11 protein-coding genes are annotated in these 14,795 nt (G+C 60.1%); 4 read left to right on the top strand and 7 right to left on the bottom strand.

The genetic code is table 11. From position 1 onward, the window contains the following. Positions 1 to 128: 128 nt before the first annotated feature. Complete coding sequence (istB, locus tag ASG57_RS36135) at positions 129 to 941, bottom strand: IS21-like element ISBj11 family helper ATPase IstB (RefSeq protein ID WP_057199286.1); 813 nt, start codon at positions 939 to 941, stop codon at positions 129 to 131. Then, a complete protein-coding gene (gene istA, locus ASG57_RS36130; RefSeq protein ID WP_057199285.1) occupies positions 938 to 2,452 on the bottom strand; it encodes an IS21 family transposase in 1,515 nt (504 codons plus the stop codon). Before istA ends, istB begins: the two co-directional genes overlap by 4 nt. Before the next feature lie 525 nt (positions 2,453 to 2,977). On the opposite strand from istA, the gene ASG57_RS38330 reads away from it, so the two are divergent. Next, positions 2,978 to 3,121, top strand: a complete 144-nt coding sequence (locus ASG57_RS38330) for a hypothetical protein (protein ID WP_156402928.1) — start codon at positions 2,978 to 2,980, stop codon at positions 3,119 to 3,121. A 2,079-nt stretch (positions 3,122 to 5,200) separates the two neighbouring features. Next, the gene (locus tag ASG57_RS38325) at positions 5,201 to 5,401 is read left to right on the top strand and encodes a hypothetical protein (RefSeq protein WP_156402927.1); all 201 of its coding nucleotides are present in this window, start codon (positions 5,201 to 5,203) and stop codon (positions 5,399 to 5,401) included. A gap of 250 nt (positions 5,402 to 5,651) precedes the next feature. On the opposite strand, the gene ASG57_RS36125 is transcribed toward ASG57_RS38325, so the two are convergent. After that, positions 5,652 to 6,221: a TetR/AcrR family transcriptional regulator gene (locus ASG57_RS36125; RefSeq protein ID WP_057199284.1), complete on the bottom strand. Its 570-nt coding sequence runs from the start codon at positions 6,219 to 6,221 to the stop codon at positions 5,652 to 5,654. 244 nt (positions 6,222 to 6,465) lie between these two features. Here ASG57_RS36125 and ASG57_RS36120 point away from each other — a divergent pair, with 244 nt between their 5' ends. Together ASG57_RS36120 and ASG57_RS36115 are read left to right on the top strand one after the other, a co-directional pair. After that, entirely contained in the window at positions 6,466 to 7,518 is a 1,053-nt protein-coding gene (locus ASG57_RS36120; RefSeq protein WP_057199283.1) for an efflux RND transporter periplasmic adaptor subunit, read from the top strand. Continuing rightward, positions 7,518 to 10,652 (top strand): efflux RND transporter permease subunit, encoded by a 3,135-nt coding sequence (locus ASG57_RS36115; RefSeq protein WP_082529130.1) that lies wholly within the window; start codon positions 7,518 to 7,520, stop codon positions 10,650 to 10,652. Before ASG57_RS36120 ends, ASG57_RS36115 begins: the two co-directional genes overlap by 1 nt. Before the next feature lie 496 nt (positions 10,653 to 11,148). Here the strand turns inward: ASG57_RS36115 and ASG57_RS36110 are convergent, their stop codons facing one another. The 4 genes from ASG57_RS36110 to ASG57_RS36095 all read right to left on the bottom strand — a co-directional run bounded on the left by ASG57_RS36110 (position 11,149) and on the right by ASG57_RS36095 (position 14,753). Further along, positions 11,149 to 12,693, bottom strand: coding sequence for an MDR family MFS transporter (locus ASG57_RS36110; RefSeq protein WP_057199281.1), 1,545 nt, complete (start codon positions 12,691 to 12,693; stop codon positions 11,149 to 11,151). A 3-nt stretch (positions 12,694 to 12,696) separates the two neighbouring features. Next, on the bottom strand, positions 12,697 to 13,863 hold the full coding sequence (locus tag ASG57_RS36105; RefSeq protein ID WP_057199280.1) for an HlyD family secretion protein: 1,167 nt from the start codon (positions 13,861 to 13,863) through the stop codon (positions 12,697 to 12,699). Next, a complete protein-coding gene (locus ASG57_RS36100) occupies positions 13,856 to 14,338 on the bottom strand; it encodes a MarR family winged helix-turn-helix transcriptional regulator (protein ID WP_057199279.1) in 483 nt (160 codons plus the stop codon). Before ASG57_RS36100 ends, ASG57_RS36105 begins: the two co-directional genes overlap by 8 nt. 175 nt (positions 14,339 to 14,513) lie before the next feature. After that, positions 14,514 to 14,753 carry an acyl carrier protein gene (locus tag ASG57_RS36095; RefSeq protein WP_057199278.1) on the bottom strand — a complete coding sequence of 80 codons (240 nt, stop codon included), beginning with the start codon at positions 14,751 to 14,753 and terminating at the stop codon, positions 14,514 to 14,516. Between the last annotated feature and the right edge of the window lie 42 nt (positions 14,754 to 14,795).

Raw genomic sequence — 14,795 nt, 5'->3', positions numbered from 1 at the left:
TATAGCGCGACAATCTGGGTGGGAAGCGCGCGACAATCAGGATGGCGAGTCGGTGTCGCGGCGAGGTGATGATTGCCGCGATGATTGTCGCGCGCAAGAGTTTTGTTGGCTCTGATTGTCGCGGAGCGTCAATCAGCGACAGTTTTGGGTGTCGCGTGCGAAGGCGGCCGTCCGGGGCCGCGCTTGCGTTCGAGGGCGGTGCGCCTGCGATAGCTCTCGACGTTCATCTCGACGATGGTGGCGTGGTGAACGAGGCGATCGATAGCGGCGAGGGTCATGGCGGGGTCCGGGAAGACCTTGTTCCATTCGCCGAAGGGCTGATTGGCCGTGATCAGCATCGAGCGCCGCTCGTAGCGTGCGCTGATAAGCTCGAACAGCACGCTGGTCTCGGCTTGGTCCTTGGTGACGTAAGCGAGATCATCAAGGATCATGAGATCGAAGCGATCGAGACGATTGATCGCCGCCTCGAGGTTGAGCTCGCGCCGCGCTACCTGGAGCTTCTGCACGAGATCAGTGGTGCGGGTGAAGAGGACGCGCCAGCCGTTCTCGATCAGGGCCAGGCCGATCGCTGCCGCCAAGTGGCTCTTGCCGCCGCCGGGCGGCCCGAACAGCAGCAAATTGGCGCCCTTGCCGAGCCAACCATCGCCGGCGGCGAGCGCGGTCACCTGCGCCTTGGAGATCATCGGCACGGCCTCGAAGTCGAAGCTGTCGAAGGTCTTTCCGGCGGGCAGCCGCGCCTCGACGAGATGGCGCTCGATCCGGCGGCGGCCGCGTTCGGCGATCTCGTGTTCGGCTATGGCGGCAAGGAAGCGGGCCGCCGGCCAACCTTCCTTATCGGACTGTTCGGCAAACTGCGGCCACAGCACCTTGATGGCGGGTAGGCGCAGCTCATTGAGCAACAGGTTGAGGCGTGCGGTGTCGACGGTGTTCGCCGTGCTCATGCGGCACCTCCGATCTCAGACGCACCGATGAGGCATTCATAGGTGGCGAGCGGCGCGAGATGCACCACGACGTTCGGCACGTGGGTAGGATCAGGGGCGAAGTGAGCTCGTAGCCGGGTAAGGTCCGGTAGCCGGCCAGCTTCAAGATCAGCCGCGAGCTGATCGGCGAGTCCGGCCTCGCAGCCGCGCTCATGGGCAAGTGCGAGCAGATCGACCATGAGGCGGCAAGCCTTTTTGTCCGGCAGCCGTTGCCGAAGCAGGTCAAAGGTTCGGCGGTAGGCATCGCGCGGGAACAGCCGATCACGGTAGACGAGATTGAGCAGCGCCATCGGCTTGCGCCGCAAGGAATGGATCACGTGCCGATAATCGACTACCTGGTCATGCTTGCCGTTAGGATGCGGCCGGCCACGCGGCAGGGTGACGAGATGGGTGCCGCCGACGAACACGTCGAGACGATCGTCGTAAAGGCGAACCCGCAGCCGATGGCCGATCAGGCGTGACGGCACGGTATAGAACACCTTGCGCAAGGTGAAGCCGCCGCTTGACGTTACGCGGACAATCACCTCCTCGTAGTCCGAGGTGCGGCGATCCGGCAACGTCTGCAGGGCAGCGCGCTCGCTATCAATCCGCTTGGCGTTGCGGGCATTGCGGCGGCTGACGATCTCGTCGATGAAGCCGCGGTAGGCGACGAGATCGTCGAAGTCGGTGGTGCCGCGCAGCAGCAGCGCATCGGCGATCGCCCGCTTGAGATGGCCGTGCGAGCTTTCAATCGCCCCATTCTCATGGGCGATGCCGCGATTGTTGCGGGAGGGCCGCATGTCGTAATGGGCGCAGAGGTCCTCGTACCGCCGCGTCAGATCGTCCTGAGCATTCCGGTCCAGATTGCAGAAGGCGGCCGACAGGCTGTCGGTCCGATGCTCCCGCGGCGCCCCGCCGAGCGACCACAGGGCATTCTGCAGGCCTTCCGCCAGGGCAACGAAGCTCTCGCCGCCGAGCACGACATGGGCGTGCTCGAACCCGGAATAGGCCAGCCGGAAGTGGTAGAGGCGATGATCGAGCGGCACGCCCGCGATGGTTACCCCGAGTTCGCCCATGTCGGTGAAGTCGGACAAGCCGACATGGCCGGGCTCATGGGTCTGCCGGAAGATAACTTCCTGCTCCTCGCCGTGGATTGCCCGCCAAGCGCGGATCCGGCGCTCCAGCGTGCGGCGGATTCCGGCCCCGAGTTCAGGATGRCGTCGTAACATCTCCTCGAAGATCGCAATCGGCCGCACGCCGGGGGCGGCCTTGAGCATCGGSACGAYCTCGAYCTCGAACACGTCGGCTAAGGGGTCCGGTCGGCGCCGGCCGCGGGCTCCCTTCTTCTGCGATGGGAGCCTTCGATCCTTGTCGAAGCGGTACGCGGTCGAKGTACTGAACGACGCTCTGGCAGCGGCCACTGGCGGGGTATCGGTCTGACGGTACTTCATGTAGAGCCTCATCTGGTGATCGGTAACGTGTCGGCCTGGCAAGCGAGTGATTCCTCTTGGCGGAAGAACCACTTGCATAACCCACCGGCCGCGATCACCAGTCGGCGCGGTCCCTCAMGGATCGCGCCGACGCCGGGCTCGTAACTCCGGTCGGGCTACGCCCTCCCTGCGTCACGAGCCCGGCGAAGCTCTCTCATCCTGATTGACGCTCCACTGTCACCCTGATTGCCGCGCGGCANGGATCGCGCCGACGCCGGGCTCGTAACTCCGGTCGGGCTACGCCCTCCCTGCGTCACGAGCCCGGCGAAGCTCTCTCATCCTGATTGACGCTCCACTGTCACCCTGATTGCCGCGCGGCAGATTAGTAGCCAAAACGGCCTGTTCGGCAGGGTGCCTTTAGAAGATCGGACCTACCTTGACGGCGGACCAGATCCGCAATGCGCCATAGCAAGTCCGGCAGTAAATCGAGAACCAGATCGTGACGGAGCTTGGCCCTATGCCGCCTGCCGCACCGCAGCGCCAGATCGCCCATCTCGTCGGCTGCAGCCTGAAGACATCGAAGGCATTTTGGACCGGATCAAGCAGGCATTGCCCGCCGTGAATGTCCTGTTCGAATCAGTCGGACCGCAATTTCGCATGGCGCATGGCGAGCCGCCGGTGATGGTCTTCCGTTTGCTCGGCATCATGTGCACGCGCGCCTGCAGAACGTAGGACAACTGATGAGTTGCCTCGAGGCATTCAACGAGGCGCTTGCCGACATTCACAGTGATCTCTGCGCGGCTTGCTAGACAACGAGGGCCACAGCCCTGATTTTGGAGCAAACGCAGAAGTGCGTCGCTGGTTTGGTAGAAGACGGTGGCGTACCATGAAGAAACCGAAGCGGTTCCAGCCAGGTGACCCAGAAGCCTCGCGGGCCGTCTCGACGAGTTACGCAAGCGAAGCGCGGCTCGCCCGGGAGCAGACCAACATGAACATGCAAGCTCGATCTATACCGGCCGCTGAGACAGCGAAGCCGCTGGAGCGCGAGCCGCTCCACTTCGGACGCCCAGCGCCGGCTGCCCAAGTTAGCCTCTCTTCTTGAGAGATAGGGGCAGCATTGCCATGGTCAAACCTCCCTTAACCGAAAGGCGAGCGCAGTAGGTGGCACGCGTAACTCTGTTTTGGTTCATTCTCTCTCAGCAAAAGCGGGAGACGGCGCGGGGCGGTGCACGCGCCCTCTCTTGCGGCAATCTTGCTCGAGGTCTTATCCTGGCCTTTGCGGCCCTTCGCCACCGACGAGTTCCGCTCGAAAATGACGGTGATCTCCAGAGTTGATCGTCGGTGCGGTATTTGACCACCAGAGCGACATTGGATCGTGCGTTCTCATACCACATCCTCGTTGAGCAACGTGGATACAAGTCCCATCGGGCCAGGACCCGACGCCTTTGGCCGGGCCCTTGCCGACATCCGGCGCCGCTTCGCTGCGCGGCACTTATGAACTAGCTCGGAGGCCTCGGTTTCAAGAGGAGGGGTCTTGCGTGCCAAGGTGTCTTGCCTAGATCACCGGCGCGCGCTGATCTAGAGGCGGGGTAAACCCGGGCCGCTATGAAGGCACCACGGAGGAGAGGCAGTGCAGTCCCGATCTCCCGCCTCCAGATCAGAAACCGCGTCTGCAATCTCGCGTTCTTTCTGGCCTGTTAGGAGAGCCCCTTGCGCGACGAAGACCTCGATCTTGCCCTTGAGCAAACTTTTCCGGCGGATCCGCCAGCCTTCATGGCCGGCTTGGCCATCGCCGGCGGACCGCCGTCAAAGTCCGGTCAGGGATGCCGAAAGAGGACCGGGGCGAAGGAGAGTAAGACGCGTCCTACGGCAAGTAAGTGAGGCGCGACTCTCTGTGCGGCAAGCCGTGTAGCCGGTGGTCGAGGTAGCTCAAGCAAGGCTGCCACCAACGTTACAGGAGATTGTTTACTAATTAGGAACGAACGATAGGAGCTATTTTGACTTAGAGCTAGATGGAGTTGCGTAATGGCTGGCTCACCGTCGATCGTACCAGACCAAATCGATCGGGATATTTATCTCGTGCTGGACGACCTTGGGGGGAAGTACGGGCGGGCTTGGCGCGAAACCGCGAAGCGGACACAGAGCGGCCCGCCTTGATCCGAGACCTACTGGACATCTAAATCCAGCCCGCGCAATCGCCTTCAATCCCGCCGGCGGCTGGTCACGCGACGTCACACAGGAGATTGCCAACGAGCTGCGTGACCGCTGTACTCAGCGTGGCGGGGTGCCTTGCTCGTTGGACGAGTTCTGAGGCGCTACACCGCTGAAAAGGGCGCTTCAGTCTAGCCCTTACCAGACCGTGCCGAGGTGTTGCTACATGAGCTCGTCCGCCAGCGAATAGGATGAGCTTCCTCGTATATTGATATCGAGTACGGCCACATCAAAGCTATCCGGCTCGATCGCCCGGAAAGCTCAGGAATGGGCCCGATGACCTCTGCACCAAGTGGTCTCAGCGCTTTCGCTAGGTCAACTCCAAGAAAGTACTCGTCCTCAAGAATCCGAACACGGCAGCCGTTACTTTGACTGACCGTGCCCTGGGCCAGCCCGAGGCTGCGGGCAACGGCGCGTTGCGACATGCCGACGCTGTAATGCAGGCGTAGAACTTCGCGAATGTGGCGCATGGACAGTCTCTCGGTCGGGCATCTCCGGATTGCAGACTGTCAGCGGTGCGCGCCGCCTGGTTGCCCCCGATCGCGATCGCTGGAAATAGCGATCGCGATCGGCTGGAAATGGTGATCACGATGCTCTGGAATGGGTGATCACGATGGCCTGGAATGGGTGATCACGATCGGCTGGAATACGCACGTGGATACCTCGTTCACCGCACTGCGGGTGATCCGCGAGCTTGACCGCGTTATCGAGGCGCGAGGCCAAGCCCGCATGATCGTCAGCGACAAGGCACCGAGTTCACCTCAAACACCATGTCGGCCAGGCAGGAAGACCTCGGGATGAAGTGGCAATACATCTCCCCCGGCAAGCCGCCGGAATGGGTTTGTGGAAAGCTTCAAGGACTGGTTGCGCGACCAGCGTCCCGACGAGCACCTGTTCACCAATGTCATCGAGGCCCGCAGATCATCAAGGAATGGAAGGATCGACTAAAACACCAGCCGACCCCGCACGAGCCTCGACGGGCTCGCACCGAACGGGTGCGCGGCGCCCCAAGCGGGGCCAAACCCGGTACAGAGGGCAAACAGGGGCAAGATCAGCCAAGATCCCATCCTTTTAGGAACGCTTCCACCGTCTGTTCGACACGTGCTGCGGCATGGGCCTCAGTGGGCTCGCCTACGCCGAGGAGGGCTCGGAGTTGGCTGCGCCCGAGGATCATACCTACAAACTGCTCTGCCGCGTGCATCGCTTCGGCCGGCGAAAGGCGCCTTGACGACTTCGCCGCAAGTTGCGTCGCGAGCTGGGAAATCAACCGGTGGGGACCAGCCGCATACACCGCCTTGGCGAGTTCTGGAAAATGCGGCGCCTCCCAGATTAGCACCCTGTGCAAGGCGATCGAAGTGGGGGCGAGCAGTTGCGAACGAATGCGACGGGCCAGATCGATGAGGCTAGAGCTTAGGTCCGAGCCGTCCGCAAACTCGGGCAGCGAGGCGGTTACCAGATCGGCGAAGTACTCTGCCAAGGCTTGGAACACCTGATCCTTTCCTGAGAAGTGATTGTAGATCGTTTGGCGGGCCACCCCTGCCTTAAGCGCGATCTCGTCCATGGAAGTGGCGGAAAAGCCCTGTCGACCGAAGAGTTCTGATGCCGCTTTGAGTATGGCCACATGGATGTCATGTCGACCGGATGACCGTCGTCTTGTCGGTTCCGTTTCTTGACGCATTGGCATAGGTTGGGTACCCATTTAGACTGCCCAGTCTAAATGACGTAGGTCGGCCAAGATGTACAGACGTAGCCTTGCGCTGCTGTTAGTCGCCGTAGGCATAGCCGCGACGGCTTACGCTTGGCATGCTATGCGCGCGGCACCGCCTGCGACAACGGCGAGGCCAGCGCCACCGCCCGAGGTGGGGGTGATCACCGTCACACCACAGACCGTCGAGCTTCCCCTGATCTATGCTGGTCGCGTTGCCGGTGTCCGCGACGTTGAGATCCGCTCGCAGGTGGGCGGCATTTTGCTTAAGCGCGAGTATGCGGAAGGTGCCCGGGTGAAGGAAGACGAGGTCCTTTTCCGCATTGATCCCCGTCCTTACCAAGTTGCGTTGGATCGTGCGCAAGCTCAACTGGCGCAGGCTCAGGCCAACTTCGTCCAGGCCGAGCAGAATTTTCGGCGCGTCGAAGAGCTGGCGATCCGTCAGGTGACCACTCAAAAGCAGCTCGACGACGCCCGTGGCGCGCGTGATGCCGCCGAAGCGTCGGTAAAGCTCGCTCAAGCCGAGGTCGGCAATGCGACGCTCAATCTCGGATATACGACCATCAAAGCGCCAGTAGCCGGCATGACCAGTCTGCGCTCGCCACCGGAGGGCACTCTCATTCTTGCGCAGCAGACCTTGCTGACGACTATCACCCCACTCGATCCGGCTTATGTCCACTTCGCGCTCACAGATGCGGACTATCAGTCGCTACGCAGCATGAACCGAAAGCGCGCTGTTCCGATCGCGCGGAAGGACGTCTCGGTCGAGCTTCACTATGCCGAGGGAACCAAACATCCGCACACCGGGAAGCTCGACTTGTCAGCCAGCATTATCGATTCTCAGACGGGAACGATCCAGTTCCGCGCCATCTTTCCGAATGCCGACGGCACGATTCTGCCTGGCCAATTCGTGCGGGTCCGGCTCCATGGCGTCACCCTTCCTGATGCGATTATCATTCCCAAACAAGCGGTCATGCAGGGGCCGCGCGGTGCCTCTGTTTATGTGCTTGGCGCCGACGACAAGGCGGAGGCGCGGCCGATTAAAATCGGCCGAGAGCTCGACGCCGGTGTGGTGATTGAGGATGGCCTGAAGGCGGGCGAACAACTAATGGTTGACGGTGTCATGCGGGTGCGGCCTCGGGCGCCAGTCCGACCAGTTCCGGCCAACCTGCCGTCGCGCGAGGGCAACCCGCCGAAGAAAGGCGCCAAATGATCTCCCGCTTCTTCATCGACCGGCCAGTTCTTGCCTCCGTACTATCCATCGTCATCGTGCTTGCAGGCCTGGTTTCAATGCGTGTGCTTGCGATCGCGCAGTATCCGCAGATCGTGCCTCCCGAAGTCGTTGTTACCGCCAGTTATCCGGGCGCTACCGCACAAACCATTGCCGAGACGGTCGCGGCGCCGCTCGAACAGCAGATCAATGGAGTTGAGCGCATGCTCTACATGCGATCAACGTCAACGGATAGTGGGACGATGCGCCTGACCGTCACATTCGAGATCGGTACCAACTCGGACCAGGCGACCATTAACGTCAGCAATCGCGTCCAGCGTGCGGCTCCATTCCTGCCGATTGAGGTCAACCGTCAGGGCGTAACGGTGCAAAAGCGCTCGAGCACGATCCTGCAGCTTGTGACCATGTCGTCTCCCGCTGGTCGTTACGACACGATCTTCATCGGCAACTATGCGCTTGTGAATGTGATCGATGAGCTTCGTCGGCTCCCCGGTGTCGGCGATGCCTCGCTGTTCGGGGCGTCCGACTACTCCATGCGCATCTGGGTTCGTCCGGACAAGGTCGCGCAGTACAATCTCGCCATCGGAGACATCGCCGCCGCGATACGCGAACAGAATGCGCAGTTCGCTGCCGGCCGCTTCGGGGAAGAACCGATGCCCGGCGCTGAGCCATTCACGTATTCCGTCAGTACCCCGGGGCGGCTCATAGATACCCGCGAGTTCGAGAACATCATCCTTCGTTCCGACGAGAAAGGCGCGGCGTTGAGGCTAAAGGACGTCGCGCGCGTCGAGCTTGGCGCGCTCAACTACGCTTTTTCGGCGACCTACAATGGGGCGCCAGCGGTCCCCATCGGTATCTACCTACAGCCGGACGCCAATGCGCTGGAGGTGGCCGCCGCAGTGCGGCAAACCATGGACCGCCTCGCCCAGCGTTTTCCGGAGGGGCTTACATACGATATTCCGTTCAACACCACCCGCTTCGTCGAAGCGTCCATTCGCGAAGTGATCAAGACGTTCGTCGAGGCTATCATTCTGGTCGTGGCGGTCGTGTTCCTGTTCCTCCAGAATGTCCGAGCTACGTTGATTCCGGTCATCGCCATCCCGGTTTCTATTATCGGTACCTTTGCCGGCATGTATGTGCTCGGCTTTTCCATAAATCTTCTCACGCTGTTCGGTTTGGTTTTGGCGATCGGGATCGTGGTTGACGATGCCATCGTGGTGCTGGAGAACGTGGAACGGATCATGCGCGCGGAAGCGAAGTCGGCGCGAGAAGCGGCGATCCAGGCCATGGAGGAAGTAAGTGGTCCGGTCATCGCCATCGTGCTGGTGTTGTGCGCTGTGTTCATCCCCGTGTCGTTCCTGGGGGGCTTGGCAGGCGAACTGTACCGCCAGTTTGCCGTGACAATCGCTGTGTCCGTGGTGATTTCCGGCGTCGTTGCACTTACTCTTACACCTGCACTCGCCGCCCTGCTGCTCAAGAGTGGTCATTCTGAACCGTGGCTGCCTTTTCGACTGTTCAATAGCGCCTTCGAAGGACTCACTCGGTGCTATAGCGATGCTGTGGGCTTCTTCCTGCGCCGTGTGCCGCTGTCGCTGACCCTCGTTGCAATGATGTTTGCCGGCACAGCATACCTCTTTTACCGAGTACCGACAGGGCTCGCGCCGGCTGAGGACCAAGGCTATGCGTTTCTCGTCACAGCGCTTCCGCCAGCCGCCGCCGTCGATCGCACGCGCGAGGTCAACAGCACCATCACGGAAGGGCTTAAGGCCAACCCGGCCGTTGCTAGTGTGATCAGTTTTTCAGGCTTCGATTTGCTCTCGCTGGCTCAAAAGACCAATTCAGGCATTGCTTTCGTAACCCTTAAGGATTGGGCCGAGCGCACCGATCCACGATCAGATGCCCGCACGTTGGTGCCCGGCTTCTCGGCACTGAATGCGCGCTTTCGCGACGGTGTAGTCATCGGCTTCAATCCGCCACCGATCCAAGGCATCAGTACAACAGGCGGTTTCGAAGCCTATTTGCAGGACCGCTCGGGAGGCAGTCTTGATCGCCTGGCGCAGATCACAACCAGCTTGATACAAGCAGCAGCTCAGCGTCCTGAGTTGCGCGGCGTGCGTACCACGTTTAGCACGGCCGTGCCGCAATACCGTATCCATGTGGACCGCGAGAAGGCAAAAGCGTTAAGCGTTCCGATCAGTGCTATCTTCGACACCATGCAAAGCACTTTCGGTAGCCTGTACGTGAACGACTTCACGCTGTTGGGGCGTACGTTTCGCGTGAGCCTTTCCTCCGAGGCGGAGTTCAGAAGAACGCCTGACGATCTGCGCCATGTCTTCGTTAGATCGCTCGACAACGCGATGGTACCGCTAAACGCGGTCGTATCGCTTGAGCGAGTTGTCGGCCCCGACATCGTCGATCGCTTCAACATCTTTCCAGCCGCGAAGATCCTCGGCGAGCCCGCGCCTGGATACTCCTCTGGTCAGGCCATTTCCGCGATGCAGGATATTGCGGCCAAAACGCTGTCAGCAGATTATTCGATCGGTTGGATCGGGTCAGCCTACCAAGAACTCGCCACTGCCGGCACCGGCTATCAGGGCTTTTTATTCGGAATTCTGATGGTGTTTCTCATACTTGCCGCTCAATACGAGCGCTGGTCACTGCCGCTTGCGGTGATCACGGCCGTGCCGTTTGCCGTATTCGGGGCCGTGCTCGCCATCTTCCTACGCGGCATCGACAACGATGTTTATTTCCAGATCGGGCTTGTGACCCTGATCGGCTTGGCCGCCAAAAACGCCATTCTGATTGTGGAGTTTGCCGCGCAGCGCATGCGCAAGGGGGCAACAGTCTTTGAAGCCGCTGTGGAGGGAGCTCGCTTGCGGTTTCGCCCCATTATCATGACCTCGTTGGCTTTCGTGCTCGGCGTGCTGCCACTAGCGGTCAGCACCGGCGCCGGATCCGCTAGCCGCCATTCGATCGGCACGGGCGTGATCGGCGGTATGCTGGCCGCGACTTTTGTCGCTATCCTGTTCGTGCCGGTGTTCTTTCGCTTGGTAACCCGCGCGCGTCCTGTGACTGACACTAAGCGGACAGACGTCGTCCAAGCCCCCGCAAAGTAAACGTCGATCGTCTGCTTGTCCGGAGCACCTAGTTGCGGGCTTTGCTCTCTGCCTTGATGGGCGGCTGTCTTAAGTTATCCGGCCCATCAGCTCTGGCCCGCTTTCACCTAGCAGCACTCGGCGCCTGAAAGCCTGACGGTCGCACCGACTTGCGACGTCACGAATATCGAAAAACGAGCTCAGCCTGATCGGCCTTATTGCCTTATCGAGACGGCAGGACCTCGGCACCTAGGCTTTGGCACGGCCATCAAGGCGAGCCTGAAGGCTCTTGGTGCCGAGTTCTTCTTCGATGCGGTAGCCTTTTCCGTGATTGTTTGCGGCGCCTGATATCATTGCGCACGCTGCACGGCACCGGCTCCTGTTCCGCCTCTCGGACCAGGTTGGCCAGATTGGCCTCTCTTCCTGAACAATTCGTGGCAGAGAGAAGTCGGGGGCTGGCGGTGGGCGCCATTGAGATCAGATCGACCTTTCCAAGGCGTTGCTCCGGCCGAGTCCGCTACTCCATGGCCGCGTGCTCTGGTCCTGCTGCTTGCTTGCGCAACATGGCCTTTGTTGAGCCGATCATGATCGCGAGCGGGATCGTGGCCACAACAAACAACATGACCAATTGATAGTCTTGGGAAAACGCAATGATTTGCGCCTGCACGGCAACCATCTTGTCGGCCATCGCCCGTCCCGCATCGGTAGACAGATTGATAATGCCGCGCACGTCGGGCATCTGAAGGGCATGGTTGAATGGGTTGATGTGCTCGGACAGGATGGCATAGCTGCGCCGGGTTCCCTGCGTGAGCTCAGCAATCACGATGGAAATGCCGATCGAACTGGCAACGTTGCGCAATAGCGTCAGCATCGACGTGCCTTCGGTTCGAAGGTGGCTGGGAAGCGTCAAGAACGAAACAGTCGAGAGCGGCACGAACACGAGCCCAAAGCCAAAACCTTGGATGATGCTGACGGCGACGATCTCCGGCACCTGCGTCAGGTCGGTCCATCCTGTCATTTGGAACAGCGAGCCCGCAGTCATAGCCAAGCCGCTGACAATCAACGTTCGAGCCTCGATAAAGCGCATCAACCGGCCGACCATCATCATGGCCAAGAAGGTCCCGAAGCCGCGGGTTGCCAGCAGCATACCCGCGGTAATGATGGGATAGCCGATCACGTTTTGCAGATAGGGCGAGGCGAGCGCCATGGTTGAGTACAGGACCAATCCCATCACGGTCATGAAGATACACCCCGTCACGAAATTGCGGTCCTTGAACAGCGCGAATTGAATGAACGGGCTCGGGGTCGTGAACGAGTGCGCGAAGAAATAGTAGAAGCCTACACCGGAGATGATGAACTCGGCTATGATCTCGTTGGATTCGAGCCATCCCAACTGCTCGCCACGATCAAGCGCGAGCTGCAGGGCGCCGATGGCGACTGCCAATGCAGTAAACCCGAACCAATCAAACCGCAGCGTGTAATCCTTCTCAGTTTCGTCCATAAAGACCAACAGGCCGAGGATTGTCAGTACACCGAAAGGTAAATTGACAAAGAACACCCAATGCCAGGAATAAGTTTCGGTAAGCCAAGCGCCGAGGGACGGGCCCATGATCGGGCCTAACATCACTCCCATGCCCCAGATAGCCATCGCCTTTGCTCGCTCCTGCAAAGTGTAAGAGTCGAGCATCACTGCCTGCGAGAGCGGTACGAGCGCTGCACCGAATACACCCTGCAACAGGCGAAACAACACCATTTGAGTAATGTCTTGCGCGAGCCCGCACAGCACCGATGCCGCGGTAAAACCAGCCGAGCAGATGATGAAGATACGCTTACGTCCGAAGCGATTGGCGATCCATCCTACCGGGGCGGTCATGATGGCGGCAGCGACGATGTAGGAGGTGAGCACCCAGTTGATCTGGTCTTGCGAGGCCGACAGCGTGCCCTGCATATAAGGAAGGGCAACGTTGGCGATGGTCGTGTCGAGCGCCTGCATGATCGTTGCCGTCATGGCGCAGGTCGTCACCATGTTACGGCGCAGCCCCGAAGGCAACGGACCCGACATGGTTCAATCCTCGTGCTGATTTGCCGTCGCCGACAGCCCCAGCAAGCCGGCAAGCGTGCGCTTGTGGCCGGTGTCAATGGTGGCATAAACGCTCATGCCGGCCTTCAGCTTGCGCACCTGCTTGTCGTTCTCTTCGAAGTAGATGCGCACCGGCACGCGCTGAACCACCTTAACGAAATTGCCAGTGGCATTTTGCGGAGGCAGAATCGCGAATTGCGCGCCGGTGCCCGGGGACAGCGAACCAATCTTTCCCTTGAAAACGTGGTTGGGAAACGCATCGACTTGCAGCGAAACGGGCTGGCCGACCGCAACATACGTCAGGTCGCTTTCTTTGGGATTGGCGTCGACCCACGGGTTGGCGACGTCCATCACGGAAAACACTGGCGTGCCCGCGGTGACGTAGCGGCCGAGCTGGATCTGCTCGACCTGAGTGGCCGTGCCGTTGATTGGCGCACGAACCGTGGTGAGGTCGAGATTGCGCTGCGCGTCGTCAAGCGCCGCTTTCGCCTGCAAATAGGCGGGGAACTCCTCCAACGGCAAATCAGGATTGCCAAGCAATTGGGTGAGCGCATTCGAGCGCTGCTGCCGGACCAGCTGCTGCTGCGCCTGTGCGGTTACCAGCGCGGTCATAGTGTTGTCGAGATCGAGCTGCGATCCGACATTATTTTTCACCAGCGATGATTTGCGTTCGACGTCGCGCTGTTTGATGGCGATGCCCGCGCCGACGATCTCCAGCGTCTGGGAATATAGCTTGACGTTTGCGACGAGGTTGGCGTGGTTGGTCTTGGCATCTTCGAGTTTTGCGCGCGCCTGCGCCAGCGCAAGCCGGTATGGCACAGGATCGATCTGAAAGAGGGTGTCGCCGGGCACCACCAGCTGGCCCTCCTTGACAGAAACGCTGACGATCTTGCCAGAGACATCCGGCGTGATCAGTACTTTCTGCGCGCCCACATAGGCATCGTCCGTGCCGACGTAACGGCCGCCGTTCAGATAGACCGTAAGTCCGGCCACCACCGCAACCAGCGGCAGAACCACGAGCAGCAGGAAACGGCGATAGCGGCGCAAGCCCGCCATCAGTCGTCGACGTGGCTCGCCGGCGAGCTTTGATCGGCCGGGCGCGGACGGATCTCCCTTGTGCTCCGGTGGGAATTTGAGGATCGGATCAGCCATAACGCTGCTCCTCTCTAGACAAATCTTCGTTCGCACCCTGCACCGCGTTACGAACGTTTTCCTTGATTTCCTCAAGTTGTGTAAGCAGGCGGTAAGCATCCGCGACGGGAATGCCGTTAAGCGCAGTGGCAGTAAGCTCGGAACGCAGGCCGTTCAGTTTGCTAAGCAACTGGCGTCCGGCCTTCAAAAGATGGAGTCGATTGATCCGACGGTCATTGGCATCGCCCCGGCGTTCGAGCCAATTGTTCTCACATAATTTATCGACCAATCGCGTCAACGTGATCGGTTGCATCTCCATTTCTTCGGCGAGTTCCGCCTGGCTCATGCCCTCCTTGCGTCCTACCTTGGCCAAAACCGCCCACTGTGCGCGGGTTATGCCAAAGCGCCCTGCCTCCTTGTCCGCATAGACACGTAGCATTCGCGCCAGTTCGGCGAGAGTGAACAAAAAATCCTGATCCACGGAAGCGCGGCTCATTTACATCTCCGATAAGCATGTGATATTATAAGCTTGCTTATGTGATAGTCAAGCTTATGAGCGGCCGATCAAGATGCAATGATGCGCGGCGGGACGCTGGATGTGTAGGGTCGCTGAATCGCGTGCGAGCAGGCATTTTCATCGAATGACTCCAATCGCCTGCAAGAAGATTGGGCTATGTGTTTGCCTTGTCCTCGAGATACCTCCGCGCATCTCCTACGGTGAGGACAGATGTGGCAATCTCGTCAGGAATCTCACAGCCAAATGCCTCTTCAAAAGCTATGAGAAGCTCGATCGTATCAAGGCTGTCAGCGCCCAGGTCCTCGATGAAGCGAGCATTGTCGACGACCTTCTCCGGCGGAACGTCAAGATGCCGGCTGACTATGTCCCTAATCCGATGGCCAACGCTATCCATGGCTCAGATCTCACTTCAGCCACCGAAGACTACCGCACAATT

The organism is Bradyrhizobium sp. Leaf396 (assembly GCF_001424605.1).
GTDB classification, from domain to species: Bacteria; Pseudomonadota; Alphaproteobacteria; order Rhizobiales; family Xanthobacteraceae; genus Bradyrhizobium; species Bradyrhizobium japonicum_C.
This window is presented reverse-complemented; position numbering and strand designations above follow the sequence as displayed.

Coding starts and splice junctions, on each gene's coding strand:
- istB (WP_057199286.1), bottom strand. CDS start 941: ATGAGCACGGCGAACACCGTCGACACCGCACGCCTCAACCTGTTGCTC.
- ASG57_RS38325 (WP_156402927.1), top strand. CDS start 5,201: ATGGGTGATCACGATGGCCTGGAATGGGTGATCACGATCGGCTGGAAT.
- ASG57_RS36110 (WP_057199281.1), bottom strand. CDS start 12,693: ATGTCGGGTCCGTTGCCTTCGGGGCTGCGCCGTAACATGGTGACGACC.
- ASG57_RS36105 (WP_057199280.1), bottom strand. CDS start 13,863: ATGGCTGATCCGATCCTCAAATTCCCACCGGAGCACAAGGGAGATCCG.
- ASG57_RS36100 (WP_057199279.1), bottom strand. CDS start 14,338: ATGAGCCGCGCTTCCGTGGATCAGGATTTTTTGTTCACTCTCGCCGAA.
- ASG57_RS36095 (WP_057199278.1), bottom strand. CDS start 14,753: ATGGATAGCGTTGGCCATCGGATTAGGGACATAGTCAGCCGGCATCTT.